The 25324-nt window shown below is 59.2% G+C and carries 22 protein-coding genes and 2 tRNA genes; 10 read left to right on the forward strand and 14 right to left on the reverse strand.

Going from position 1 to position 25324, the window contains the following annotated elements; genetic code table 11:
* Nucleotides 1-246 precede the first annotated feature (246 nt).
* A complete protein-coding gene (locus tag OO25_RS05570) occupies nt 247-5052 on the forward strand; it encodes a hypothetical protein (RefSeq protein ID WP_040178854.1) in 4806 nt (1601 codons plus the stop codon).
* A gap of 40 nt (nt 5053-5092) precedes the next feature.
* Nucleotides 5093-5635, forward strand: a complete 543-nt coding sequence (locus OO25_RS05575) for a toxin-activating lysine-acyltransferase (RefSeq protein ID WP_052465594.1) — start codon at nt 5093-5095, stop codon at nt 5633-5635.
* A 147-nt stretch (nt 5636-5782) separates the two neighbouring features.
* On the opposite strand, the gene OO25_RS05580 is transcribed toward OO25_RS05575, so the two are convergent.
* The 7 genes from OO25_RS05580 to OO25_RS05610 all read right to left on the reverse strand — a co-directional run bounded on the left by OO25_RS05580 (nt 5783) and on the right by OO25_RS05610 (nt 11305).
* Entirely contained in the window at nt 5783-6430 is a 648-nt protein-coding gene (locus tag OO25_RS05580) for an SGNH/GDSL hydrolase family protein (protein ID WP_040178856.1), read from the reverse strand.
* Nucleotides 6431-6540: 110 nt separating this feature from the next.
* Nucleotides 6541-7386, reverse strand: a complete 846-nt coding sequence (locus tag OO25_RS22115; protein WP_052465595.1) for a TonB family protein — start codon at nt 7384-7386, stop codon at nt 6541-6543.
* Nucleotides 7383-7772: a biopolymer transporter ExbD gene (locus OO25_RS05590; protein ID WP_040178857.1), complete on the reverse strand. Its 390-nt coding sequence runs from the start codon at nt 7770-7772 to the stop codon at nt 7383-7385. Before OO25_RS05590 ends, OO25_RS22115 begins: the two co-directional genes overlap by 4 nt.
* Nucleotides 7772-8155: an ExbD/TolR family protein gene (locus OO25_RS05595; protein ID WP_369808850.1), complete on the reverse strand. Its 384-nt coding sequence runs from the start codon at nt 8153-8155 to the stop codon at nt 7772-7774. Before OO25_RS05595 ends, OO25_RS05590 begins: the two co-directional genes overlap by 1 nt.
* On the reverse strand, nt 8145-8801 hold the full coding sequence (locus tag OO25_RS05600) for a MotA/TolQ/ExbB proton channel family protein (RefSeq protein WP_040178862.1): 657 nt from the start codon (nt 8799-8801) through the stop codon (nt 8145-8147). Before OO25_RS05600 ends, OO25_RS05595 begins: the two co-directional genes overlap by 11 nt.
* Nucleotides 8798-9229 carry a hypothetical protein gene (locus OO25_RS05605; protein WP_040178865.1) on the reverse strand — a complete coding sequence of 144 codons (432 nt, stop codon included), beginning with the start codon at nt 9227-9229 and terminating at the stop codon, nt 8798-8800. The genes OO25_RS05600 and OO25_RS05605 overlap by 4 nt, the downstream gene beginning before the upstream one ends.
* Nucleotides 9230-9256: 27 nt before the next feature.
* Nucleotides 9257-11305, reverse strand: a complete 2049-nt coding sequence (locus OO25_RS05610; protein WP_175304802.1) for a TonB-dependent receptor domain-containing protein — start codon at nt 11303-11305, stop codon at nt 9257-9259.
* A gap of 233 nt (nt 11306-11538) precedes the next feature.
* Between OO25_RS05610 and OO25_RS05615 the strand changes: the two genes are divergently transcribed.
* Genes OO25_RS05615 through OO25_RS05630 form a run of 4 tightly spaced genes read left to right on the forward strand, consistent with a single transcriptional unit; the run spans nt 11539 to nt 15336 of the window.
* A complete protein-coding gene (locus tag OO25_RS05615) occupies nt 11539-12591 on the forward strand; it encodes a hemin-degrading factor (RefSeq protein ID WP_040178868.1) in 1053 nt (350 codons plus the stop codon).
* Nucleotides 12591-13460, forward strand: a complete 870-nt coding sequence (locus OO25_RS05620; RefSeq protein ID WP_040178870.1) for a hemin ABC transporter substrate-binding protein — start codon at nt 12591-12593, stop codon at nt 13458-13460. Before OO25_RS05615 ends, OO25_RS05620 begins: the two co-directional genes overlap by 1 nt.
* A gap of 1 nt (nt 13461) precedes the next feature.
* On the forward strand, nt 13462-14547 hold the full coding sequence (locus tag OO25_RS05625) for an iron ABC transporter permease (RefSeq protein ID WP_040178872.1): 1086 nt from the start codon (nt 13462-13464) through the stop codon (nt 14545-14547).
* 12 nt (nt 14548-14559) lie between these two features.
* The gene (locus OO25_RS05630) at nt 14560-15336 is read left to right on the forward strand and encodes a heme ABC transporter ATP-binding protein (protein ID WP_040178874.1); all 777 of its coding nucleotides are present in this window, start codon (nt 14560-14562) and stop codon (nt 15334-15336) included.
* Nucleotides 15337-15413: 77 nt separating this feature from the next.
* On the opposite strand, the gene OO25_RS05635 is transcribed toward OO25_RS05630, so the two are convergent.
* Nucleotides 15414-15490 (reverse strand) — tRNA-Arg (locus OO25_RS05635).
* A 145-nt stretch (nt 15491-15635) separates the two neighbouring features.
* Here OO25_RS05635 and OO25_RS05640 point away from each other — a divergent pair.
* Nucleotides 15636-16661 carry a LacI family DNA-binding transcriptional regulator gene (locus tag OO25_RS05640; protein WP_014881441.1) on the forward strand — a complete coding sequence of 342 codons (1026 nt, stop codon included), beginning with the start codon at nt 15636-15638 and terminating at the stop codon, nt 16659-16661.
* Nucleotides 16661-17887, forward strand: coding sequence for a winged helix-turn-helix domain-containing protein (locus tag OO25_RS05645; RefSeq protein ID WP_040178876.1), 1227 nt, complete (start codon nt 16661-16663; stop codon nt 17885-17887). Before OO25_RS05640 ends, OO25_RS05645 begins: the two co-directional genes overlap by 1 nt.
* Before the next feature lie 30 nt (nt 17888-17917).
* Here the strand turns inward: OO25_RS05645 and OO25_RS05650 are convergent, their stop codons facing one another.
* The 6 genes from OO25_RS05650 to OO25_RS05675 all read right to left on the reverse strand — a co-directional run bounded on the left by OO25_RS05650 (nt 17918) and on the right by OO25_RS05675 (nt 22992).
* Nucleotides 17918-18358, reverse strand: coding sequence for a thioesterase family protein (locus OO25_RS05650; protein ID WP_040178877.1), 441 nt, complete (start codon nt 18356-18358; stop codon nt 17918-17920).
* A gap of 98 nt (nt 18359-18456) precedes the next feature.
* Nucleotides 18457-19962: a TRAP transporter large permease gene (locus OO25_RS05655; RefSeq protein WP_024098775.1), complete on the reverse strand. Its 1506-nt coding sequence runs from the start codon at nt 19960-19962 to the stop codon at nt 18457-18459.
* Nucleotides 19959-20543: a TRAP transporter small permease gene (locus OO25_RS05660; RefSeq protein WP_040178878.1), complete on the reverse strand. Its 585-nt coding sequence runs from the start codon at nt 20541-20543 to the stop codon at nt 19959-19961. Before OO25_RS05660 ends, OO25_RS05655 begins: the two co-directional genes overlap by 4 nt.
* 70 nt (nt 20544-20613) lie before the next feature.
* Complete coding sequence (locus OO25_RS05665) at nt 20614-21660, reverse strand: TRAP transporter substrate-binding protein (RefSeq protein ID WP_040169969.1); 1047 nt, start codon at nt 21658-21660, stop codon at nt 20614-20616.
* 349 nt (nt 21661-22009) lie between these two features.
* Nucleotides 22010-22699 (reverse strand): fumarylacetoacetate hydrolase family protein, encoded by a 690-nt coding sequence (locus OO25_RS05670; protein ID WP_040178879.1) that lies wholly within the window; start codon nt 22697-22699, stop codon nt 22010-22012.
* Between the two features lie 217 nt (nt 22700-22916).
* A tRNA-Lys gene (locus OO25_RS05675) sits at nt 22917-22992 on the reverse strand.
* Nucleotides 22993-23203: 211 nt separating this feature from the next.
* Between OO25_RS05675 and dapF the strand changes: the two genes are divergently transcribed.
* Both dapF and mtaB read left to right on the forward strand, forming a co-directional pair.
* Nucleotides 23204-24049 (forward strand): diaminopimelate epimerase, encoded by an 846-nt coding sequence (gene dapF, locus OO25_RS05680; protein ID WP_040169965.1) that lies wholly within the window; start codon nt 23204-23206, stop codon nt 24047-24049.
* The gene (mtaB, locus tag OO25_RS05685) at nt 24046-25311 is read left to right on the forward strand and encodes a tRNA (N(6)-L-threonylcarbamoyladenosine(37)-C(2))-methylthiotransferase MtaB (protein ID WP_040178881.1); all 1266 of its coding nucleotides are present in this window, start codon (nt 24046-24048) and stop codon (nt 25309-25311) included. Before dapF ends, mtaB begins: the two co-directional genes overlap by 4 nt.
* The last annotated feature ends 13 nt before the right edge of the window (nt 25312-25324 follow it).

The raw sequence follows: 25324 nt of genomic DNA on the forward strand, positions 1-25324 counted from the left end.
ACTGCCCTTGCAGGTCAACAGGTTGATACGTCCGGCCACCATCCTTGATCGCACTTAGTCTCAACTGAGCGGCTTCTGATAACCCCTTGAACCTTAGCGCGTTATTCGAACTTTTTGCGATCTGGCCTTATTCAACGTCGCATTCTGGACATACGATGACGGCGGCGCTTTTTTCAGCGTTTGCGTGCACGGCACAACCGTGACGAACCGGATCACACTCTGCCCCCGTCAGAAAGGTCGCATTATATGCTGAACGAAGAACAAGCCGCCATCCTGGAAACCTCAGTCATTGCATATGACACGATCTTTGCGGATCTGGGACCGGAGGCGCGGGACTCGTTTCGCGATACGGTTCAGACATTTCTTGAATCCGGGATCGCCATTCCAGAGGTCAAGTCGATCAGCAAGGCGACCAACTACTCGAACTGGAACTACAATCTGGTCAAAAGCCTGAAAGGGAAAATCGCCGGAAAAGATCTGACCGGTGAGGATGAAGACAACAACGTGGAAGCCCAATGGGCGGAGTTTGTCGCCAAAGACCTGAAAATCGTTGGCAAGATCGTTGCCGCAGTCGAACAGCAGTACGCCGCGGGTGAACTGGCAAACACCAACGAACAGTTCATCAACTCAATCAAGGGCACTGTCACCGACGACATTTCGAAGCTGAAGGTCGAGCTTGATGTCCTGCGGGCGCAACACGACCGGCTGAGTGATCCAAACCACCCGGATTTCGATGCGGCGGCGGCTGATAAGATCAGCAAGGAAATCTACCGCACCAACGCCGTGGTGGATGCTGCTGAAAGCCTTCAGACAAAACTCGCGACCTTCTCAAAAGGCGGCGACATTGGCGAACACACAGCAGACCACGCAGAGTATCTGCAAGCCCGCATCGACGCGCTGGAAATCTCCCGCCAGGAAAAGCTTGAAGAATACAAGACCTATGCTGCCGAGACCTACACCGGCAGTGATATCCTTGCCGCCAACAAGAAGGCCGAACTGGAAGCGGTTTCGGCAGAGTCACTTGATCTCATCAATCTGAAAGAAAAAACTGAGGGGTTCGAGGAATACAGCAGCACCGTGCGCACGGCGTCACTGAAGGCGGGCGTCAATGTGCTGAGCACCGGACAGGCGATTTCGGCCTTTGCGGTGAAACCCGACAATACACCCGAGGGCCATGCCGCAAACGCCGGTTTCCTGGGTGAGGCCGCGCTGGGGGCGGGCGGTGATATTCTTGAGGCCGCAGGGCACCTCAAATTCGCCAAGGGGGCAAAGGGCTTTGCCGCGCTGTCACTGGTTGGCGGCGCCGCTGGGAGCTTTGTGCCGACGGCCAAGCTGCTGGCGGATCCCGACTTGCCAGATGAGACCCGCAAGATCGTACAGGCCGAAGTCGGTCTTCAGGGCACGGCACTGGCCTTTGCGACCGTCGAAAACGTGCTCGGTATTGCGGAACTGGCAGTAAAGGCGGGCAGCAAGGCCGCCAATGTGCTTGGCAAGGCAGTGCCGGTGATTGGTGCCATCGGGTCCGTCGTCGGGGCCATCAACCCGGCAAAATGGGCCGAGTTCGACCAGAAACAGGACCGGATCGACGCAATCCAGAAATCCGACACCTACAGTTCAGGTCTTCTCAGCGATCTGTTGCAGGAATCCAAGGACGCAGAAGCCGCTTTTTACGGTGTGACCACCGGGCTTGATGTTGTCACAGGGGTGACGTCCGGTGTGCTGGCCGCAACCGGTGTGGGGGCGCCCATCGCGGCTGCGGTGGGGCTGATCGGCGGCGCAATTTCCGCGATTGTCGGGGCGTTTGAACAGGTCGCGCTTGAAGCGATTGCCGACAAATACGCCGAAAAGATAAGGACGGATGAGAACGGAAACCCACAGACCGTAGAGGAGTTCTTTGACGGCAGTTTCGATCAAAAACAGGAAAAGACCAAAGCCCACTACACCGATTTTTTTAGTGATCTGGTCGCCGATGAAGACGTTGATCAGGTGATTGCGCTAGGGGGTCAGGGGCTGGATGTTACCGATGTCGAGCTGGCGGCAATCAGCAAAACCAGCGGCGAGCTGAACAAGACCGCCAAGAACTATGTCGAGACCTTCACCAACAATGGCTGGCAGACTGGCGACCGTGCGCTCACGCCGAGCGAAGGCAGCAATATCAACGTCATTCAGTTGCCCAACGCCAATGGTGCCAAATCCTACCTGACCTTCACGACGCCACTGTTCTCCGCCGGGACTGAGGAAACTAGCCGCGAAGAAACCGGCAAGAACGAATATCAGACAACGCTCAAGATCACCGATCTTTCGGGCTGGAATATCCGCGATTACGGCGACAATCAAACCACCTTCAACATGAGCAAAGTCGTGTCCAGTGCAGAGGATCGCAGGGGCAACAAGATGGAGATCGGGATCGACATCGATGCGGGCGGCGGCGATGACACCCTGTTCTCATACGAAAGCCAGGTCACCTTTGATGGTGGCAGCGGGCAAGACACGGCCTCTTATGCACGGCTGTCAGAAGGCGAGCTGTCGCGCGGGCTGTCGATCTCTAGTTCTGACGGCACCACCTATGTGTATAAGAACCTCAAAGCCGGTTCAAAATACTACCAGGAGTCCATCGACTCCCAGACAACCAATCACGGCAAGCGCACCGAAGTTGTGCAGTTCCGCAAGGTTGGGTTGGATGAGCGCAGCGAGGCGCATTCCGTCAGAGACACCCTTAGCAATGTCGAGATTCTGCATGGCTCGTCTCTGGGCGATTACATGTATCTCGACACATCGACCCAGCTTGAACAGGTGTTCGGCTTTGGCGGTGATGACCAGATCAACGTCGGCGCGGCCATTCAGGTTGTTGGCGGTGGTGAGGGTGACGATCTGATCAACCTCGACCACGCGCTACTGGAGAGCTACTGGAGCGGTCAGAAGGAGGAGCTCTATCTTGATGGTGGCGCTGGCGACGGAGACACCCTGGGCCTGAGTTCCGAGAGCTTCAAACGTTTGGTAGACGAGTTGGAAACTGACCAGATCCGCGAACAAACCGCATCCGAGATGGCCGAAGCCCTGATCCCTCTGGTGACCGACAACCGGGATGAAGAGGTTGCGAAAACCGCGGCTTCGCTCACCAATATCCTGCGCAGCACTGATGATACTGCGCTGAAACAACTCAACGTATGGAATACCGAAGCCGCGCATATCACGCTGGAACAGGAAGGCGTCGAAGGAGACACGATTGTTCATTCGCTGTCGGACTACCGCGAGGCGATCAACAACGGCATTACCAATGTGAATGCCGACGGGACCACAACTGAGTTGGATATCAGCGTCGACGTTGCGGGGAACCACTCCGTTGCAATCCTCGGGACGGAACACAACGATACGATCAAGGGGTCATGGAAAGATGATTACCTCTATGGCGGTGCCGGGGATGATCAATTCAGCTACAGCAATATCCACGGCGGCAATGATATCCTGGTCGGAGGCGAAGGCCGAGATGTCTACAACATCACCTATTTCCCGGCCAGCTATGGAGGCGGCAGCCAGGGCCACCACCTGATCACCGGTCCAGAAGCTGAGGACATCAAAGGTGACGTCCTCAACATCCATATGCGCGAAGACGGGGATATCTGGTTCAACTCCTACGGTGACGATCTGGTCATCTCACTTGGTGCGCACTCCTCTTTCACCGTTCAGGACTATTTCATTGATCGTCAGGGCCTGAGCACCAGCACCCAGGTCTCCAGCAGCAGTTGGGCCGGGTGGACCACCCAAGACGGGCTGTCGCAGGCGGACCTTGATGCAATCCTGCAGGACGGCAACAGCGCCAGCACCTTCCGGGTCAATGTGGTCACCTCCAATGGTGCGGAGGTCAATTTTCGCCACGGCGCGCTCGGGGCTTTCGACAGCACCTCAGCCGCGGCACCCAACACCGCCTTCAGCACCCTGCGCGCAAATTATCACGCGTTCCGGAATTCGGATGACATTTGGGCAACGCACCGCGACAACGGCGACAGCCCATACAGCAGCACATTCGCCGATGCGCTGGGGCAGGCACGGGATGCCCAGACCGGCGGTGCAGTTCTGACCGCCGGGGGGCTTGCGACATTAGAAGACATGCTTGCCAACCGTGATGGCAACTACAATGTCCTGCTCGGAGACGCGGGCCAGAACAAAATAGTCGGTGATATGGACGCCAACCTCATAAGAGGCGGGGCGGGCGCCGATACGATTTCAGGTGGTGCCGGAAATGACCTGATCGACGGGGGAGCGGGTGCAGATAATCTGGATGGCGGGGCAGGATTTGATGTCCTCAGCTACGAAGGCGCCACCAACGGCATCATTATGTATTTTGACAATCCGGCAAAGGGTTGGTCTTCGTTGGTCGCTGACATCGTGAACGGCACTCCAGCCCAATCCAGCGAGAGCATTGACAACTTCGAAGGCGCCATTGGGACCAGCTTTGCCGATGTCCTGGTCGGGAATGACGGTGCGAACTTTTTCAAAGCGGGCGCTGGCGATGACGTCATTGCCGGCTACGGCGGAGACGACACTATTCATGGCGGTGAGGGGACAGACACGCTGAACGGCGGTGATGGCTTTGATGTCCTCAGCTACAAGGGTCATTCAACCGCAGTGCGGATCAAACTGGCGGAGCAGACCTCGGAGTTCATTCCCTCGCCGACCAACTATGTTGCTGGCGATCAGATTTCAGAGTTCGAAGGCGTCATTGGCTCTGATTTCGATGATGACCTGAACGGCACCACAGGGCGCAACCTGCTCGAAGGCGGAGCGGGCAACGACCGGCTTGCCGGGGGAGACGGTTTTGACACCTTCGTCTTCCGCGCAGGCCATGGCAATGACCGGATCACCGACTTCACCGTCGGTGAGGACAAGCTGATGTTTGATTTCGGCGGATCGGTTGATGACTTTGACATCTCAGTCATAGAAAGCGCAAATGGAGAAGAAACCCACACCCGTATCCAAACCGCAGACGGCCTGATCGATCTGTTCGGCGTGGAAATTGACGAGCTGGGCGCAACTTCCTTTGTCTTTGTCTGACGCCACGACCGCAAGACCGTCACAGCAGGAAAGCAGGACCATGGACCAACAGCAGAACTTTCAAACCTATGGCAAGATCGCCTGGCTGTGGTCCAATTCCGACCTGCACCGGGATTGGACGGTCAGCCAGCAGGCAGGATTTATCCTGCCTGCCATCGCCAATCAGCAGTATTACATTGTTGAAAAGGACGGCTTTCCGGTGGCCTATTGCAGCTGGGCGCTCCTTGATGAGGACACAGAGGCCGCCTACATCCTCAATCCCAACCACCTCAACCCTGACCGCTGGACCAGCGGTGACCGGCTCTGGTTCATTGACTGGATTTCCCCATTTTCTCCGAAATATTCCTGGACCCTGCGCAGCGCGCTGGTGAAACGCTACCCTGACAAAGTTGCGCGCGCGTTGCGGGTCAAGAAAGACAATGAAACTGCCCGCATCGCCTCCTTCACCGGGCACGGGCTAGAGAAAGCGCAAAGTCGCGCAATCAAACGGCAATACTACGAAGACATGGTCGAAGGATTGGCCAATAACCCCGAGCTGGGCAAGGATTTCTTCCTCTCCGGCCTGAATGCTGGCGATGAATGACGGGACGCCGGTCCGTCCTTAACGGCCCGGCGCAACAGGGCTGTATCGCCCGGCATATGGCGTTCCAACCTAGTCCTCCCGATTTCAGCCCGCGAAACCGGGAATTCACATGCGAGCAAAGATGGGCATCGGAAAAGAGAGCTGCAGTCAACGTATAAGAACAGGCGCCACAAGGTCGGCAATACGACCTGACCCGCGCTGGGACGGATGAACGCGATCCCTGGAAAAGAGGGAGAGATCGTCGGATCGGAACACCGAATCCAAATCCAGAACGATTACCCCCGGATCTGCGGCTGCCATGCGATCCAGGCGCTCTTCCAATATTCGGTATGGCGCAACGCAGATTGTCCCGGCGTATCGCGGAGCAGTGTAGTAGTCCAACCAGACCACGCGGGATCCACGGCGGCGCAGTTCCGCGACCAGATCAGGGATTGCCCCCCTTGTTCCGCTGTCAGAGATCAGCCGATCAAGCACGCTGTCGCAGACCCTGCAGCCACACCCGCTGCCACTCAGGTCATTGGCTCCGCCGTTCAACACCACCCAATCCGCTGCAACACCGTTCAGCTGAGAGGGAATATTCAACGCTCCACCACCCCCGACAAGCCGTGCAAACGACAGCGACACATCTCCCACCGGCTCCCCCAGCCGCCTCGCGAGCCCGTCTGCAACCGAGCCACCGCCGCCGCGATTCCAGGCCATAATAGAATCTCCGGCCACAACGATACGCGCTTCATCTGGCACGCTCCGACCACACGCACAAAGAAGCAGAAGGCCCAAAATCATCAAATGTTTCATACAGCTGAGTTAATACGGGTGGGCTCAGGATCAAACCGGCATAACATGGCGACGTCAGTTCTGCTTTCGCCGACGCGTGGTCAGGTGAACAATCTGCCGGCTCACGACAGCTATTTGCCTTTGATTCTGACCGTGTAGGACGGTCTGACACCCTTGGGTGGGGGCGGGAACGGCGCGGCGCGGCGAACCTGTGCCAATGCAATGTTGTCCAGCTTTGAAGAGCCTGAACTTTTTGCAATGCGAGCGGAGGCCAAAGCGCCGCTGCCCGTGATCGTGAACCGGACCAGCACGGCCCCGCGGATATTCACCCGCTGACGTTTGGCACGCATTACACGCCGCAGCACCTTGCCGCGGTAATTGTCTGCGGCCGCATTGCCCTGTTGCTTGGCCGTGCCCGGGGATGTTTTGGCTTGCCCGAAGTGTTTTGGAGCAGTTCCCGACGCCGTTCCCGCCAGGGTGTTCTGCGCCGCGTTATTCCCATGCCTCTGCACTCTTGTGGGAGTAGGCCGGGGCTTTGGTTCCGGTTTGGCGTCCGGCAGCGGTTCAAGCACCTCCGGTTTTGGTGCTGCTGTTGCCGCTTCAGATGGACGTGGTTCCTCCGGTTTCTGCGACGAGCTCGGCTCGACCTCAAGAGCCGGTCGGATCGGAACGGCGCCAGTCGGCAGGGGCTGGACGGCGGATTGTAGGGCTTCTACCACAACCTTCTCGACCTGCGGTGACAACGTGGTTGCGGCGGGGGTTGCGGCGATGTCTGCGTCCGGCAACTCCTTGGCATCAATCGGCGTATCAACCCCCTCGACCAAATCGGCAAAGGCAAAACCCTGGGCGGCGAGGCCAGTATTACCACCGCTGATTTCTGCCTTGTCAGGCACACTGAGCTGCGCCATGCCTGCATGGCCCGCAGCGGCCAGCAACAGCGCGAACACGCCGATGAGCCGGGAGTGTGGCACCGTCATTGCAACGCTCTTTCCGAAACCAGCAGCACATTTTGCGCCCCGGCAGCGCGCAATGCGTTCCCCAGTTTCACCAGATCCCGGGCCGGTAGATCGCGATCCGGGACGATCCGCACTTCGGCGCGCTCCTCTTCGGTCAGCATCGCAGCATATGTGGCGGCATCCGCCAGCACCTTGCCGCGCAGGGTGAGCTTGCCATCAGCATGCACAACCAAGGCATTCGGTGGCTCCCGCCCCTCCAGATCCTTGGCCTCAATCAGGGTGACATCTTTGTCGAGCGGCACCGCCAAGGTGCCCGCAATCATGAAGAAGATCAGCATCAGAAAAACGATGTTAATCAACGCAATCGTCGGTTCCTTCTGCGCCGCTGTATGTGGCCGGATCCGCATCAGCCCAGCACCACAGCTTGGAGATCCGCCACCTGACGCAACTGCGTGAGCAGATCGACCAGGCGTTGTGAGGACGCCCCCTCGCTTGGGCTGATCAATACCAGATGGCCGTCGCCAGCCTGCGGCTGCAGGCGGATCAGATCGGCAATGCGGCTAAGGTCAGCTGGCTGTGCGTTTAAGGTCAGGCTGTCTTCCCCCAGCGTGACAAACAGCATCTGCCGCTCACTCCTGTCAGGTCCGCGCCCTGCCGCCATCAGTTCAATCTCGCCGAACTTTGAAAACGTTGACGTCAGCATGAAGAACAGAAGCAGCAGAAAAATCACATCAATGAGCGAGGTCATCGAGAGCCTGCCGCGACGCGCGCTGTGCAGTTTAAGTTCCATGCGCCACCTGAAGAGGCTCTCTTGGCCGGGTCTGGGCTGTCGGGGCGAAGATGGTGCGCAGAGCACGATTGGCAAAAACCCTCTCCCGCTGCATACGGGCGGTGAGCCAGCTGAGCACAAGCGAGGTGGGCATTGCGACAGCCAGCCCTGCCGCCGTGGTCAGCAAGGCCACCCAGATACCACCCGCAAGCAGTGAAGGGTCAACCGACGCGCCTGCCGACTGCAGTTTCTGAAACGCCTCAATCATGCCGATCACCGTGCCGAAAAGCCCAAGCAGAGGCGCCAGCTGTGCCACCATGTCCAATGTCCCCAATCCGCGTTCCAACTGGGAGAAACGTTCTTCTGCTTCGGCGTCGGCACGCTCGGCCAGCATTGTGTCGTGTGTACCTGAGAGGGCCAGCCGCATCACCGGGACCAGATAGGACTGACTATGGCTCAGCTGGTCGAGGGCGGCCCCTCCTTCGCCGCGATCCCAGGCTGCGACTGCAGAGGCCAACGCCTTATGCTGGCCAACACGGGCAGAACGGTATTGCCAGATCTTGTAGAGCACCAGTGCAGTGGTCAGGACCGAAACTGCCAGCAACAGTAAGACCACCGGTCCACCCAACTCCAGCACCTTAGCAAGGGCATCCTGAACAAATGTCATCCTGCCAGCTCCATCACCCTGCTGCTCAGCACAAGCCCGCGGCTGCAGGCACCGTCCGGCAGCCCATCGCCGGTGCAGGTATCGGCGCCGTTGATCAGGACCCGACTGATGCCGTCACAGGTGTGAGGAAACTGGAACTGCCGCACGCGCAGGCGCCCGGCAGGCAGATCCTGAAAATCGAGAAGCGTGAGCCGCGCCACTTGTCCCTGATCATCGAACAAGACGGTCTCATAGACCGCCTTGCCGATGTCCGCCTTATGGCCATTCTGCACAACAAAGGACAGTTTACAGGCCTCGCCGACCGGTTCGGCGTCACTCAGCTCGATGGTGACCCCTGTTTTGTCGGGCTCTTGCGCTGCGGCGCCGCCTGCTGCTGCCAGCACAGCGGCCAGCAGCAGGGATTTTCCGGTTTTCAATCCAAGTGTCATGGAACACCTCTCGATTTGCCTTTGGGATCAGAAGGTTTTGGAAACCGTCAGCTTGAAATTGCGCCCGGCTGCAGCACGGGTTGAGAGTTGGGTCTGATACTGTTTGTCAAAAACGTTCTCGACGCCGAACCGGATTTCGGTCCCTTCAAGCATGCCGTTTTGCGGCCGGAAGGTCGCACGCAGGTTATTCACTCCGTAACCGGGCAAGGGACCGCTCCCATTGATGGCATTTGTACTTTCTGCAGCCACCACTTCCCAGCTCAGATCCAGCGTGTCGTTGAAACGCTTGCCAACTGTCAGCGCGGCGGAACCAACCGGGGCCAGAGTATACTCTGACACAGTGCCATCCGGGCGCCGTTGTTCACCATCTGCAACGGTTCCGTTCAGGTCGAAATAGAGGCCGTTCGCCATGCCGTAAGACGCTTCGATTTCGAAGCCGTCGACATCCACCTGTGTCAGCACATCGCCGGCAACCCGAACATCGCTCAGGTTGGTGTCATAGTAATTGACCTTAAAGGCCAACTGATCGCCAGAGTTAAACACATCCTGATTCTGATAGGAAAAACCAGCCTCATAGGTGGTCCCGATTTCCGGCACCCAGACCGAAGGGTCCTTGTCCAACCGATCAATGATCGGGAGAACCTCAGTGTATGCGGCGCTCGCAAAGACGGCAAAGCCACTGTCGAACTCATAGCGCGCCGATAGCCCACCCATCAGAGCATCATTCTTGATCTCGCCGTTATAAGGATCGGTGGCCCCGGGAGACACAGTGTCCGTCCCCTTCAGGTCCTGCGTTTCATACCGCAAGGCTGGGGTCAGCGTGAAACGGTCGCCAAACTGAATGTCGTCCACTGCAAACAGCGCGATCCTGCGGTCGGTGCCGCCAGGGGCCGAATTCGCATCAAGGCGTTCACGGTTTGTAATCTCCAGACCAAGCCGCAGATCATGCGAGGCGACACCCGTGTCAAAATAGCTGGTGTTCTTCAACTGCAGCTTGGTGGTTTTATAGTTGTGATCCGCGTTCAACAGATCTGACACAGAGGCATCACAGCCCGGGAACCCGGCGCAGCTGCCAACAACATACGTGCTGTCGATATCCTGTTCCGCATAGGTCAGGGTCGCCTCAAAATGGATGAGGTCGTTGTCAACCGCATCGAATTCGTAGCGCAATCCGGCGGTCCGGCTGTCTGTGAGTCGATCCACATCGCCGAAGTAGAACCCGCCACCTGAAGACGCGCCCAGAATGTCATAGGGCACGCTGTTGTCGTCCGAATGGGTGACATTATACCAAGCACTCAGGGCATGCTCGCGGGAATCCCCGAATGTGTAGCGCCCCTTCGCCAGATAGGAATAGTTCCGAAAGCCACTATTTGCGGTTTCAACACCATCGCCATCCTCATAGGAATCATTGTCGCGGACTGTGTAGTTCAGAAGAAATTCCAGATCCTCTGTTGGCTGCACAGCCAGAATGGAGGAAGAGGCCCATCCGGTGCCGTTGGACTGTGCCTCCAGGGTCTGCCGGAAGCGTGTACCGATTTCGCCGCCGGTGAAGTCAGACGCGTCCTTGGTTTCCAGCTGTACGACACCGCCAACAACGCCGGAACCATACTCATAGCTGCCGACCGTACCGCGGATGACCGAGATTTCCCTGTAGAGTGCGGGATCTGTGAATAGCTGGTTACCAATCCGATAGATCTCTTCACCGCCAGTGGTCGCCCCATCAATGGTGATCAACACGCGCGGGTTGGCCCCGTAGGTCCCGTCAGCGCCAAAGCCACGGATCGAAATACCGGAAGACTGCGGGGTGGTGCCATTCACCAGTGTCACACCTGGTACGGATTCAACCAATTGGGCAATTGTTGCCGCTTGCCGGTCGTCGATTTCCTCTTGGTTGATAACAGTGAGCGGCACCCCGGTGTCGGTCTGCACCTCACGCTTGCCTGCGCCCAGCTCAATCGTCCCCAGAAAATCGCCGTCTTCCGCAATATCCTGTGCCGCCACGCTGTTTGCGCTGGCTAGCAGGCCCAACACAGATACGGTGCTCAGCAACCGCCATCCCTTTTGGTATTTCCCCATCTCGCGTCCCTTCGCATTAGTCTAGTTCGGTGAACCAAATGCTTGCGGCGGGGCTGGCCTGGTCGTTTGTCTGATAGATCTGGTGGAATCATAAATTCCGCTTGTGTCTGTTATTAAAGCTGATAAAAACAGTCAACAAATTTAATGCACCGTAAAATGCGGTGGCCAGCTCTCGCGCGGCACGTTCCGCCACTGCCAGCCTCTTCTAGGACGTCTTAGTAGAAAGGGCTGCCATGACCGCCTCAACCATGACACCAGCTGCGATCCGTGCGGCGCGCGCAGAGCATGCAAACCTAAGAGATCGCGATTTTGCCGACAAATTCGGCATTGCCGAAGGCCAGCTGGTGGCGGCCTATGTCGGTGAGGGTGTCTCGCGCATTCCGGCCAGCCCAGATGAAATCATGCCGCGACTTGCGCCACTGGGTGAGGTTATGGCCCTGACCCGCAACCCATCCTGTGTGATTGAGAAGGTTGGCATCTACGAAAACTATCACTCAGGCCAGCACGCATCGATGATCCTCAATGATGCAATTGATCTACGCTTCTTCCCCCGGCATTTCGTCTCGGCTTTTGCGGTGGAACGCGAAACGGACAAGGGCACCAAGCGGTCAATTCAGATCTTTGATGCAGCGGGCGACGCGGTTCATAAGGTGCATCTGCGCGAGACCTCGGATCTGGATGCCTGGCAGCGATTGGTTGAAGAGTTGACCCTGGAGCAACAGTCTCAGGAACTCACCGTAGAGCCGCGCAAACCGACAGAACCTGCCAAGGCAAACCCGGAGAAGGCAGACATCCTGCGCGCTGAATGGGCCAAGATGACGGATACCCATCAGTTCATGCGGCTGACATCGAAGCTGAAGATGAACCGGCTGGGCGCCTACCGCATTGCAGGGGAGCCGCTGGCTCGCAAGCTTGACCCGGCTGAGGTCAATAAGATGTTGTTTGCGGTACAGGATCAGGAACTCGACGTTATGTTCTTCGTCGGGAATATGGGATGTATCGAAATCCATGGCGGCCCAATCCGCAATCTGCGTGAAATGGGGCCATGGCAGAACATCTTGGACCCGGGCTTTGATCTGCATTTGCGCATGGACCACATCGCTGAGGTTTGGGCAGTGACCAAGCCCACCCAGCGCGGGGACGCGGTATCTGTCGAAGCCTTCGATGCCGAGGGTGGCATTATCTTTCAGGTCTTTGGCCGCCGGACCGAAGCCAAAGATCACCGCCCGGAATGGAATGCCATTGTTGAAAACCTGACCTCCTTCGCTGTGAAAGAACCGGCGTGATGTCTGCATTCGGCCGTCTATTCCTGGGGCTTAATCTGCTGATGGCAGGGCTGCTAATCGGCAGCATTGCCCTGGCGGAGATGCCCAAACGCATCGTCTCTGTCGGTGGTTCGGTGACCGAGATCATCTACGCTCTTGGTCAGCAGGATCGGCTGATCGGCCGCGACCGGACCTCCACCTACCCTACAGCAGCACTGGCGTTGCCGGATATCGGATACGCGCGGGCATTGTCCCCTGAAGGCGTGCTGTCGGTTGCCCCCGACATGATTATCGCGATCGAAGGCGCCGGCCCGCCTGAAACGCTGGACGTCCTCAAAAGCGCGCAGGTTGACTACGTTTCGGTGCCGGAGATCTTTTCCGCAGACGGGATCACAGCCAAGATTCGCACCGTTGGTGCGGCATTGGGCAAAGAGGCCGAAGCCGAAGCCTTGGCGCAGACCGTGACGCGAGACCTCAGATCCGCAGAAGCAGACGCCGCATCGGTTGCCGGGGAGCATCCCAAAAAGGTGCTGTTCATTCTCTCGACACGGGGCGGCAGGATCATGGCCGGCGGTGCAAACTCGGCGGCTGACAGCATCATTCGAATGGCTGGCGCCGTTAACGCGGTGACGGACTTCGACGGGTATAAGCCGATGACGGACGAAGCGGTGTCGAAGGCTGCGCCGGATGTGATCCTGATGATGGACCGTGGCGGCGACCATGGTGCCGCGATTGAGGACTTGCTTGCGATGCCGTCCATCGCACCGACCCCAGCAGCCCAGACCGGCAAGGTGGTCCGCATGAATGGCCTGCATTTGCTTGGCTTTGGGCCGCGCACCGCATCCGCAGTCACTGAACTCAACCAGGCACTCTACAGCGAGGCAGACTGACATGGCGCTCGCTGCGGATACCCCTAACAGCGGTGTCACATCGCTGGGCGCTATCGATCGCCGGGTGCAGGCGCGGAGGTTGACCGTGGTTCTGGCTTTGCTGCTGGCCGTGATGTCTGTTTTGTCCTTGGCCTGGGGCGCGTCAGGCACGTCGCTATGGGGGGCATTGAGGGATCTGGCGACGGGACGCGACCTGTCGCGACTGGATCAGATTGTTCTGTTCGATATCCGCTTACCACGTCTGTTCTTGGGTATTCTGGTTGGGACCGCCCTGGCCGTTTCCGGCGCTGTGATGCAGGGGCTGTTTCGCAACCCGCTTGCGGATCCAGGGATTGTCGGTGTCAGTGCTGGCGCGGGGCTGGCAGCGATCTGTGCAATTGTCTTGGGTGCCTTTCTGCCCGCCATGCTGCGCGATACGGTTGGCAACTACCTTGTCCCCATCGCCGCATTTCTCGGCGGCTGGGGGTCTACACTCATTCTGTACCGTGTCTCCACACGCAGGGGGCAGACCTCGGTCGCCACGATGCTGCTGGCAGGCATCGCGCTCGGCGCACTTTCAGGGGCTCTGTCGGGAATTCTGGTCTACATCGCAGATGACAACCAACTGCGCGACCTCACTTTCTGGGGCATGGGGTCACTGGCTGGTGCGACCTGGTCAAAGGTGCTGGCGGCATTCCCCATCATTGGCGTCGCCCTGCTGGCTCTGCCAGCCCTGTCGCGCGGCCTGAACGGGCTGGCGCTGGGAGAAGCGGCGGCAGGGCATATCGGCATTCCTGTACAACGGGTCAAAAACATCGCAATCCTCATAGTCGCGAGCGCCACCGGAGCCTCCGTTGCGGTCTCCGGCGGCATCGGATTTATCGGCATCGTCGTCCCGCATCTGCTGCGTTTGGCTAGCGGACCGGACCACCACAGCCTGTTGCCGAATGCCGCCCTTTTGGGTGCATCGCTATTGCTGGCGGCAGACATGATCTCGCGGGTGATCATTGCCCCAGCCGAGCTTCCGATTGGCATTATCACAGCCGTTCTGGGCGCCCCGGTGTTCCTGTGGATCCTGCTGCGCCGCTTCGGCAGCACCGGCCTTTGAGCGGAGAACCCGATGGAAGCTTTTGACATTACGGTTAAACTTGGCCACCGCAGAATTTTGCATGGCATCGACTTCGCCGCACGACCAGGTGAGGTGACGGCAATCGCAGGCCCAAACGGCTCTGGCAAAACCACACTCCTGAGGGCAATGACCGGCGAGGTGCCCTTTACAGGCCAGGTCTTGATAAACGGCCAAGACACTGCTGCGATGAAACCTTGGGAGTTGGCCGCGATCCGGGCCGTTCAACCGCAATCTGCCGCAATCGCCTTTCCCTTCACAGTGGTGGAAATCGTACGGCTCGGGCTCTCCGCAGGTCTGGCCGCGGCGGACACGGAGCTACCGCTCAGGGCGCTGGAACAGGTCGATCTGGGCGGGTTTGCGAACCGGTTCTATCAAGATCTCTCCGGTGGCGAACAGCAGCGTGTACAACTGGCCCGGGTGATGACCCAAGTCTGGGAACCGGTGGTAGAGGGCATCCCGCGTTGGCTTATTCTGGATGAACCCGTGGCCAGCCTTGATATCGGTCATCAGTTCACCGTGATGGATCTGGCGCGTGACTATGCGGCCCGCGGCGGCGGTGTTGTCGCAGTGATGCACGATCTGAACCTGACCGCCATGTATGCCGACCAGATCACCCTGATCCATGCCGGACACGTCGCCGCCAAGGGCACACCGCAGGAGGTTCTAACCAGCCAAACCTTGGAACACGCCTACGGTTGCCCGGTCCCGGTCAACAGCTTGCCCCGCTCCGGTGTTCCCTTCCTTCTGCCACAGGCGCGCCAGATCTGACATAGCCCCCTCCCAAAGGAGGGAAGAGATCATCTAGCACACACTGACGAATGAGAAAAATAGCACAGCCAACAGAATGGCGACCCCGGCAGGATTCGAACCTGCAACCTGCCCCTTAGGAGGGGGCTGCTCTATCCAGTTGAGCCACGGGGCCTGATCCGGGCCAGCCTGTTTACGCGATAGCAAACCCGTCATGGCAAGACAATCCTGAGGAATTGGATTTCGCGGCAGCCGTCCCCATTGTGCAGCCGACGCTGTCTGCGCTAACCTAACGGGAACAACAATGTGAGGCCATCGACGTGACAACGGACAACAAGCGCCCGCTCACTCTTCGTGACGTATCCGAAGCCACCGGGGTGTCAGAAATGACCGTCAGTCGCGTATTGCGCAACCGGGGCGATGTGTCGGAAAAAACCCGCCAAAAGGTGCTGAGCGCGGCCAAGGAACTGGGCTATGTCCCCAACAAGATCGCCGGCGCGCTGGCCTCCAACCGGGTCAATCTGGTGGCGGTCATCATCCCGTCGCTCTCGAACATGGTTTTTCCCGAGGTACTGACAGGCATCAATTCGGTACTGGAAAATACCGATCTGCAGCCGGTTGTGGGTGTCACGGACTATCAGCCGGAGAAAGAGGAGAAAGTCCTCTACGAGATGCTCTCCTGGCGGCCCTCTGGCGTCATCATTGCGGGTCTCGAACATACTGAGGCCGCGCGCGCCATGCTCAATGCGTCGGGCATTCCGGTGGTTGAGGTGATGGATACCGATGGCAAGCCGGTGGATGCGATGGTTGGTATTTCGCATCGGCGGGCAGGCCGAGAGATGGCGAAGGCGATCCTGAAAGCGGGCTATCGCAATATCGGCTTCATGGGCACCAAGATGCCGCTGGACCACCGCGCGCGCAAACGGTTCGAGGGCTTTACCGAGGCCCTCGCCAAGGAAGGCGTGGAGATCATGGATCGCGCTTTCTACTCTGGTGGCTCTGCGCTGGCGAAGGGCCGCGAGATGACGCAGGAAATGCTGGACCGCTCTCCGGAGCTGGATTTTCTTTACTATTCCAACGACATGATTGGTGCAGGTGGTATGCTCTACCTGATGGATCAGAAGATTGACATTCCCGGTCAGATCGGACTTGCCGGCTTCAACGGGGTTGAACTGTTGCAGGGGCTGCCACGGCAGTTGGCCACGATGGATGCCTGTCGTCTGGAAATCGGGCGCAAGGCGGCTGAGATCATTGCCGCCCAACTCGACAATCCGGATGCCGAGATCGAAAAGCACGTGACCCTGACGCCCACGATCACCTTTGGTGACACGCTCAAGCGGCGCTGATGGCGGTCACGCGGCTGGACAACCGGGCCGCGCGGCGCCTGTTCATGGATCGGCATGCCCTGCTGGAGCAACCCAGCGGGCCGGCCAAGGGTGATGCACTGCTGGAGCTGATCACCCGGCTTGGTTTTGTGCAGCTGGACAGCATCAACACCGTCGCCCGCGCCCATGACATGATCCTGTTCTCACGCAGGCCCAGCTATCGGCCTGCGGCGCTGAAACGGCTTTATGAGCAGGATCGCACCCTGTTCGAACATTGGACCCATGACGCCGCCGTTTTGCCCATGGAGTTCTACCCGCACTGGCACCTGCGGTTTCAGCGCGACGCAGAGGTGCTGCGCAAAAGATACCGCAACTGGCACCGCGACGGGTACGAGGCGAAGTTTAAGCATGTGCTGGATCATATCCGCGACTATGGTGCGGTCAGCTCCTCGGACGTGGGCAAGGACGAGAAAAAGGGCACCGGCGGCTGGTGGGACTGGCACCCATCAAAAACCGCGTTGGAATACCTCTGGCGGTCCGGCGCGCTGGCGGTGGTCGGGCGCAGCGGATTTCAGAAACGCTATGATCTGAGCGAACGGGTCATCGACAGCCAATATCTCCCCGCGCAAGGCTCCCCCGCGCCGGAAGAAACGCTGGACTGGCTGTGCAACGCGGCGCTGGATCGTCTCGGCTTTGCCACCTCAGGAGAGCTGGCCGCCTTCTGGGCCACGGCCTCCCCAGCGGAATGCGCCACATGGTGCAAACAGGCGCTGGCGGATGGGCAGATTGAGCCGGTCGATGTCACGCTAACGGACGGGCGCAGCCGCCGTGTCTTTGCCCGCCCCGGTGCTGTCGAACAGGCCGCCGCGCTGCCACCACCCCCCGGCCGCATGCGTGTCCTCAGCCCGTTTGATCCGGCCCTGCGGGATCGCAAGCGCGCGGAAGGGCTGTTTGGGTTTCACTACCGAATTGAGGTTTTCACCCCCGCCGCCAAACGCCGCTACGGCTATTATGTCTTCCCGCTGATGGAGGGAGACCGCCTGGTGGGCCGCATCGATATGAAGGCGCACCGCCAGCCCGGGGACCTCGCAGGCACCCTGCATGTCGCCGCGCTTTGGCCAGAGCGGGGCGTCAAATGGTCTCCGGCACGGCAGAACCGACTGGAAGCCGAGCTGGAACGGACCCGCCGTTTCACCGACATGGAGCGGGTGTCATACGCGGATGGCTGGCAGCGTGAACCGCTCTGACATCGGCTCTAATACGGGGAGTTCCCAACCCTAGGCGAGGTCGGGCCGCAGCAGCGGCTCAATCACTGCGCGGTAATCTTCAGGCGCAGGTTTGGCGCTGAAATCCTCTGGCGCGATAAAGACACAGACAAATTTACCCTCAAAACAAAGGGTGCCATCCTGCTGTGCCTCAACCCGAAAGGTCACGGATTTCTGACCCAAAGCCACGGGCCAGACCGAACAGGCCAGCCGATGGCGCGGTGTGACGGGAGAGCGGAAATCGATGCTCATATGCACAAAGGGCGTGCCGGTGCCACGGTCCAGCTCCATCTGATACCAGCCATCGCCATCCAGCTGATGTTCCCACCAGGCATCGATTGCTTGCAACGCAAACCCCGGCAAATGCCCGGTATAGGCAATGCGCGCCGGGTCACAGTCTCCCCAGCCCACACGGATCTCATGGATAAAATCGGGCGTCTGGCTGTCAGTCATTCTGGGCCTCGGATCTGGAAAAAACTGGATTGAAAATGGCAACGGCCACCCATCAGACCCCAGGGTCAAACGGATGGCCGCGAGAGTGAGCCGCGCCGTCAGCGCATCAACATCAACGGCAGCAAGGTGATGATCGGAAAGGCCACCAAGATCACAACCCGGATCAGGTCGGAGGCGACAAAGAACATCACCGCCTTATAGGTATCGACCATACGGGTGGTGCGATCCATCGCGTTGATCACAAACAGGTTCATACCAACCGGCGGCGTGATCAGGCCAACCTCGACCACGATCAGAACCAGAATACCAAACCAGATGGCGACATATTCGGTCTCCATCCGGTTCGCCATCCCCTTGGTCACGCGAATGCCCAGCTCTTTCATCTGCTCGCGGGTCAGCTCAGCGCCGGTGGCAATCGCCTCTTGGATCGAGGCGAGCATTTCCGCCCCCATCCCCTGTGGCACACCCGCCTTCAACACCTCCATCGCGGCCTCGGCCTGCATGGCGGGCAGGTTCACCAGACCAAAATCCATCGCCGAAATGACAGGGTAAAAGATCGGGATGGTCAGCAGGATCATCGACAGGCTGTCCATCAGGCAGCCAAACACCAGATAGAACGCAAGGATCAGCATCAGCACCATCCAAGGGCTCAACCCTTGTGAGACCACAAAATCAGCCAGCTCCTGCGGCACCTTGGTGAGGGCGAGGAACCCGTTGTAAAACCCGGCCCCCAACACAATGAAAAAGATCATCGCGGTCGAACGCGCCGTGACCATGAAACTGTCGGTCAGGGTCTCGCGATTAAGCCCACCGTTCAGCCAGGCAATCAGCCCAGTCCCCAACGCGCCAACGGCCGCGCCTTCGGTCGGGGTGAACCAACCGAGATAGATCCCACCAACCACCAGTCCAAAGACCAGAAGAACCGGCCAGACGTGAAACAGCGCCGCAAACCGCTCGCCCCATGGCACGGGCGGGCGGGTGCCGGCACTTCCGGGAAAGACGCGAACGTAGATCGAGATTGCAATCACATAGCCGATGGCCGCCAGAATACCGGGGATGAAAGCCGCCAAGAACAGTTTGGCAATGTTCTGTTCGGTCAGGATCGCGTAGATCACCAGCACCACAGAGGGCGGGATCAGAATACCAAGGGTGCCGCCAGCCGCCAGCGTCGCGGTGGAAAACCCACCAGCATAACCGTAGTTGCGCAGCTCCGGCAGCGCCACCCGCCCCATGGTCGCCGCAGTTGCCAGCGACGAACCGCAGATCGCGCCAAAGCCTGCACAGGCACCGATGGCTGCCATGGCAACGCCGCCCTTCTTATGGCCAAGGAACCCCTCCGCCGCCTTGAACAGCGCGGTGGACATCCCCCCCAGCGTCGCAAAATGGCCCATCAGCAGGAACATCGGCACGATGGTCAGTGAATAGGAGGAGAAGGTCGAATAGGTCTCGCTTTTCATCCGGCCAAAGGCAACTTGGGTACCATCGGTCACGATGATCAACCCGACCAGACCAACCAGAAACATCGACAGGCCAATCGGAACCCGCAGGAAAATCAGCATCATCAGGACGGGAAAAGAGGCAATCCCGATTTCAAGCGCAGTCACTGTTCGCCCTCCACGCCGTCCCAGACAAGGATGCGGCCAGTCATAAATTCAATCGTACGTACGGCGGCCATATAAATGCCCACCACGGCGGCCACGCTGGCCGCGACGAGGCTGCCGGCATAGGCCCACCAGACCGGAAACTCGAGCAGGAAGGACGTCTCGCCATTCTGGAACTTGCTCAGCGCACCAGCCCCAAGCCGGACCGCGATCAGCACCAACACTGCGGCAAAGACGATCTCCGTCACCATCCGCAGGAACCGCTTGGCTCCCCTCGGAAAACTGTTGGTCACAATATCCACTGACGCATGGCCTGCCGTGATCTGACACAGCGGCAGAAAGGCAAAGATCGCAAAGGCGACACCGGCCTCGACCACCTCGAAATCCCCGTTGATCGGCCCGACACCAATCGCGATCAGCCACTCGGCCAGATCCGGCGCGATGCTCTGCATCAGGGCGCCGTGCAGCCCCCCGTTCAAGAGACGCCCGGCAATCGACAGACATGTCAGCAGGATCAGCAGCGACAGCACAACGCCGCCCGCCATGGCCATGGATCTGGCCAGTCCCATCATCAGCTTGTGCATGGAAAGCCTACCCTTTCAGGTGGGGGGTGGACCTGCGGATAAACGCAGCCGCAGGTCCACCGGTCTTGGCTCAGTTGTCGTACTGAGCAGTGTATTTGTCGATCAGATAGGTGGCCTGCTCCAGCAGCGCGTCACCATCGACCCCTTTGGCCTTCATATCATCCAGCCACTGTTGGTAGATCGGCTGGGACGCCTCACGCCAGATCGCGGTCTGCTCTTCGTCCAGAGTGATGACATTGTTGCCTTCGTCCAGCGCGAACTCCCGCGCGGGAGTGTCGGCATCCGCCATGGTCCCACCGGCAAAGACGGAGAATTCCAGACCGGAGTTCTCATCAACAGCCTTTTTCAGATCGTCAGGCAGGCTCTCGTACTTCTCCTTGTTCATCGCCAGAACAAAGGTCAGCGTATAAAGCGCACGGCCAGTGAATTCGGTGTGGTTCTCGACCAGCTCCGGCACTTTCAGCGCGGTGGTGACTTCCCACGGAATAGTGGTGCCGTCGATCACGCCTTTGGACAGCGCTTCGGGGATGGCCGGTACCGGCATGCCCACCGGGGTGGCGCCCAGCTCGGTTAGCAGACCATTCACAGACCGGCCCCCGCCGCGGATTTTCATACCGCGCAGGTCGTCAGGGGATTCCACCGGATCAGTGGTATGGATGATGCCCGGACCATGGACCCATGTGCCCAGGATTTTCACGTCCTTGAACTCGGTGTCCTTCATATGTTCGTCGAACATCTCCCAATAGGCGTGCGACGCCGCGCGCGCATTGGTCATCATGAACGGCAGTTCGAACACCTCGGTCGACGGGTAGCGACCGGGCGTATAGCCCACCACGGTCCAGACGATATCTGCAACACCATCAATGGCCTGATCCATCAGCTCTGGCGGTTTGCCCCCCAGCTGCATCGACGGATAGCGGTCAATTTTGATGCGGCCATCGGAAGAGGCCTCGACCTTGTCGGCCCAGACATCCAGAATCAGCTTGGGCACATTCGCCTGCGCCGGCAGAAACTGGTGCAGCTTCAGCGTCACCTCCTGCGCCATGGCGGACGTCGCGCCCATCGCCATGAGTGCAACGGCCCCCGCCGCGCCAAGTAGCTTTCTCCGAGTGGTCATGTGTTTCCTCCCTCTGACCTTTGTTCGTTTCATTTATCGCCATCGGACCCCGCCGATGCAACAAACGCCCTTGCCCTGCGACACTGTGCAAACGCGGTCATCCCGTCCCGGATCACCACGATAGCACCCCCTTGCCTCACCAGCTATTAGGTGCATTTGTAACCATCAACAGATGATTATGCATTTCTGCCACATGATTTCGCGATCCTGCGCAGTCCGCGCGGTGTGTTGAAAGAAAAATACGTTACAGGATGATCGAAACAAGCGGTAATTCGGTTACTTAATTCACGTCATACGTGTATAGCGATGCTAAACTCACCACGACACATGTATATCGCGCGCCGATCCCTCAGCGCAGCGTCAACCGCACCGGCATCAACCCGTCAATTCCGCCTTCGATATAATCGCCTGCGACAACCGGTCCGACACCAGCCGGGGTGCCTGTCATGACCAGATCCCCGGGCCGCAGGTGATAATACCGTGACAGGTGGCACAGTATGTCCTCAACCGACCAGATCAGCTCCGCAAGCGAGGCGTCCTGGCGAATCTCATCGTTGACCCGCAACCAGATCCGCTGTTCCCCCGGCGCGCCCCACTCCTCCGCCGCGCGCAGCGGCGCAAAGACACTGCCGTTCTCCAGATCCTTTCCCAGGCTCCACGGGCGTTGCTTTTGCCGCTCACCCAGTTGCAGATCCCGCCGTGTCATATCCAGCGCGCAGCCGTAGCCCCAGATCGCCGCCCGCGCCTGCGCCACCGTCGCATCCTGCAACGGCGCAGCAATCGCCACCACCAGCTCCATCTCGTGGTGAAAATTCTCTGTCCCCTGCGGATAGGGCACCTCGGCACCGCTCAGCACCGCGTTGGCTGCCGATTTGGTGAAATAGAACGGCTTTTCACGATCCACCTCAACGCCCATTTCGGCCGCATGGGCAGCATAGTTGCGCCCGACACAAAAGATTCGGCCTACCGGAAACCCGGTCTCCTGACCCTCCACCGGAATCACGGGATTCGCAGGCAGCTCAAACATAGGCGACACCATCACAGGCTCCTTACCTCTGGGACAAAACCGGCAACCGCCCGCAGGCCATACCGCTTTGCGTTAGCGCTCGCCGCACCCTAGCAACCCAAGGAAGCCCCGGCGACCACAGAGCCACAAAAACAGAGGACTTTTGCAAGAAAAGACTGAGAAACACCCGGCAGCGACAGCTGCGGTGGTCGGTAGATCATCTGGCAATTTTCAGTGGAGAGAGAGGAAGTGGTGAGCCGTGCAGGATTCGAACCTGCGACCCACTGATTAAAAGTCAGTTGCTCTACCAACTGAGCTAACGGCCCACTTCTTCGTCGGAACGATGTGTCGTTCCTTGGTCGCTCTTTAAGGACATAATCCAGAAGGATCAAGCACTTAATTTGCTTCGGAGCGGCGCGACCGTGTCAGTCTTGCTGTCCCGATAGGCGGCGTATCTAGGGGTAAGGGCTGAGACGGTCAACCCCTTTTTTCAAGTTTCTTGCTGCAAGGGTGGATTCATCTTCGGCGGAGGTCTATATGCCCGAAATGACCATAGGATCAGACACCCGCTTGCCCTTTATGAAAATGCATGGCCTCGGCAACGATTTCGTTGTGGTGGACGCGCGCGATCAAACCTGGGACATCACCCCGGCCATGGCTGAGGGAATCGCCCATCGCCAGATGGGGATCGGATTTGATCAGCTGACGGTCATCACCAAGGGCGACGAGGACGCACATCTGACGTTCTACAACGCCGATGGATCAACCTCTGCCGCCTGTGGCAATGCCACCCGCTGTATTGCACGCCATCTGCTGGATGAAAGCGGCAAGACCCACCTGCGCCTTACCACCGATCGTGGCCTCCTTCTGGCGGAAGATGCTGGAAACGGGCTCACCTCCGTCAACATGGGTCAACCGCAGCTCAACTGGCAGGATATCCCGCTGGCCGAGGATGTCGATACGCTCGAACTCCCCATCGAAGGGGCGCCGACCGCCACCGGCATGGGCAACCCGCATTGCACCTTTTTTGTGGAGAACGCAGAGGTGATTCCGCTCGCTGAATTTGGCGCCCGCTACGAACACCACCCGCTGTATCCCGAACGCACCAATGTGCAGGTCGCCCATGTTGTCGCCCCGGACCATCTGCGGATGCGGGTCTGGGAACGCGGTGTCGGCATCACGCTGGCCTCCGGCTCCTCCTCCTGCGCAACAGCCGTGGCCGCTGTGCGTCGCGGGCTGACGGGACGCAAGGTGCAGATTGATCTGGACGGCGGCACGCTCTGGATCGACTGGCGCGAAGATGGCGTCTGGATGACCGGCCCCACCATGCATGTGGCCGACGGCCATTTTACCCGCCAATTCCTCGAAAGCCTCTCCAAGTGACCAACGCCCCCAAGTTCACAACACTCGGCTGTCGGCTGAACGCCTATGAGACCGAGGCCATGAAGGAGCTCAGCCAGCAGGCCGGGCTGCAGAATGCCGTCGTGGTGAACACCTGCGCAGTCACGGCAGAGGCGGTGCGCAAGGCCCGGCAGGAGATTCGCAAGCTGCGCCGCGAAAACCCCGATGCGCCGATCATCGTCACCGGCTGCGCCGCCCAGACCGAGCCCGAGACCTTTGCCGCCATGGACGAGGTCACGCAGGTCATCGGCAACACCGAAAAAATGCAGGCGGGCACCTGGCAGCAAATCGCCAAGGGACCTGATTTCATCGGCACCACCGAAAAGGTGCAGGTCGACGACATCATGTCCGTGACGGAAACCGCAGGCCACCTGATTGATGGCTTCGGCACCCGCTCGCGCGCCTATGTGCAGGTCCAGAATGGCTGTGATCACCGCTGCACCTTCTGCATCATCCCCTATGGTCGCGGCAACTCGCGCTCGGTTCCGGCGGGCGTGGTGGTAGATCAGATCAAACGGCTGGTGGACCGGGGCTATAATGAGGTGGTGCTGACCGGCGTCGACCTCACCTCCTGGGGCGCGGATCTGCCCGCCACGCCCAAGCTGGGCGATCTGGTGATGCGCATCCTGAAGCTGGTTCCGGATCTGCCCCGCTTGCGGATCTCCTCAATCGATTCGATCGAGGTTGATGACAACCTGATGCAGGCGATCGCAACAGAACCCCGTCTGATGCCGCATCTGCATCTGTCCCTACAGCACGGCGATGACCTCATTCTGAAACGCATGGCCCGGCGTCACCTGCGCGACGATGCGATCCGCTTCTGCGAGGAGGCTCGCAAACTGCGCCCGGAGATGACCTTCGGTGCCGACATCATCGCGGGCTTTCCGACCGAAACCGATGCCCATTTTGAGAACTCGCTCAAGCTGGTCACCGACTGTGATCTCACCTGGCTGCATGTTTTCCCCTACTCAAAGCGCGAGGGCACACCCGCAGCCCGGATCCCCAGCCAGGTCAATGGCACTCTGATCAAGGACCGCGCCGCCCGCCTGCGCGCCGCTGGGGACACCCAGGTTCGGACGCATCTGGCCGCCGCAAGGGGCAAAGCTCATCAGATTCTGATGGAAAATCCCCACATGGGCCGCACCGAACAATTCACCGAAGTCACCTTTGCCACGCCCCAGGTCGAAGGGCAGATCGTGACCGCCACACCAACCGGGATCACAGGCACGCAGCTCACGGTCTGATCGCGCGCTGACC

The sequence above is a fragment of the Phaeobacter sp. S60 genome (genome assembly GCF_000826845.1).
GTDB lineage: Bacteria > Pseudomonadota > Alphaproteobacteria > Rhodobacterales > Rhodobacteraceae > Phaeobacter > Phaeobacter piscinae.